The 1,663-nt window shown below is 36.4% G+C and carries 2 protein-coding genes; both read left to right on the top strand.

What is annotated here, in order from left to right:
• Positions 1–192 precede the first annotated feature (192 nt).
• On the top strand, positions 193–1,137 hold the full coding sequence (locus K5G00_RS29265; RefSeq protein ID WP_238770154.1) for a tail fiber domain-containing protein: 945 nt from the start codon (positions 193–195) through the stop codon (positions 1,135–1,137).
• Positions 1,138–1,331: 194 nt separating this feature from the next.
• Positions 1,332–1,586 (top strand): Glu/Leu/Phe/Val dehydrogenase dimerization domain-containing protein, encoded by a 255-nt coding sequence (locus K5G00_RS30345; RefSeq protein ID WP_238770152.1) that lies wholly within the window; start codon positions 1,332–1,334, stop codon positions 1,584–1,586.
• The last annotated feature ends 77 nt before the right edge of the window (positions 1,587–1,663 follow it).

Genomic DNA, 1,663 nt, shown 5'->3' with positions numbered 1-1,663 from the left:
TCAAGTTCTTTTAAATCCTCTTTTATATTGAATTTGCTTTGTCTTCCCATGCTTCAAAGATAATACAGCGGCACTATATACTCAAATTGGTATAATCTTCATGTTTATGATGAAAATGCCGGACAGCCACTGGTAGTTGAAACCGGAGGGAACTATGCAGGTTTTGCATTAATAAATAACACAAAAAAATGGGTGATTAATAATTCAAACCAAGGACTGGGAGCCTGGGATAGTGACAACGGAGTTTACCGGATGATTATTGCGCCTAATGGAAATGTGGGTATTGGCACGGCTTCACCCGATTACCCGCTGGAAGTGAGCGGAAGTTCTTCCGGCGATGCCTGCGATTATGCTTATTACTCTATAAAGGGCGATGGCAGTGTTTATTATGGTTCTACAACATCTACAAGTCAAAACTACTCAATAGTTACAAGTAGCAGAATAAAAGCTTATAGTTTCCATGCCGTTTCTGACAGAAGAATAAAAAATAATGTCCAACACAGTAATGGCAAAAATGAGCTGGCACTAATCAATAAAATTGAGGTCGTCGATTACCAATACATTGATAAAGTAGAAAAAGGCAACATTACCAAAAAAGGTTTTATAGCCCAGCAAATAGAAGAAGTATTGCCCAATGCGGTTGGTAAGAGCAAAGCATTTATCCCCGATATTTATAAAGAAGCAACAGCAGTGGTTGTTGATTCTGCTGCTAAAACAATTACAGTAAGTACTCCGGTGGAACATAACTTACAAAAAGGCGATATGCTGCGTTTTATAACGCCCGGAGGAACACATGAAAAAGAAGTACTTTCTATTCTTTCTGACAACAAGTTTACCGTTCAAAAACCCGAAGGCGATTGTTCTGAAGTTTTCGTGTATGGAAAAAAAGTAGATGATTTCCGCGCCATCGACTACGACCAGGTTTTTTCAGCAGGTATTGGCGCCATCCAGGAACTCAGCCGCCAAAACGACGAACTAAAACAAACCATCGAAAACCTGCAAAACGCAAATACAGCTTTAAAAGCCGAGAAAGATGCAGAAATACAGGATTTACAACAACGCCTTAACTCGCTTGAAATATTGATGAAAAATGTACTTATAAAAAATGATACAGAAAGAACAGCAGCAGTAAAATAACCGAATGGTATCCACGCCTTATTGCGGAGGTAACTTGTTCCATTTTACACGCTAATCTGCACATTAAATATGGTATTATGTAGATAGATGTTTTTAAAGACAATAAGTTATACCGTAAATTAATTGGGTAATTTTAAATACTAATCGGTATAAAAGAAGATGCTAAATATTTTTTGATTAGCGTCTTTTTTTGAATGAAGTTTTTAGGCTTCGAACAAAACTTTAAAAACAGTTTAACTACGCTTTCTGTGGGAGGTGGAAAAGGAGGTTCGGATTTTAGTTCAGAAGGGAAATTGAATAGTGAAATTATGCGCTTTTGCCAAAGTTTTATGACCGAATTTTATAGTTCACTGGTATTACCTGCTTTAATAATCGTTAACGTTGGTGTAAAAACTCCACTTTTGAAGATTCCGTTAAAATTACCTTTCCTGTTTTATTATAATCTTTAAAACCACCTCCTTTGGTGGTGGTCATGTTTAAATGGCTTTGCATTTAAAATTATTAACTTAGAGAGATGAGTAATTTC

This window comes from Maribellus maritimus (genome assembly GCF_022267315.1).
GTDB classification, from domain to species: domain Bacteria; phylum Bacteroidota; class Bacteroidia; order Bacteroidales; family Prolixibacteraceae; genus Draconibacterium; species Draconibacterium maritimum.
The sequence above is the reverse complement of the archived record's forward strand: the minus strand, read 5'-3'. Positions and strand labels throughout refer to the sequence as shown.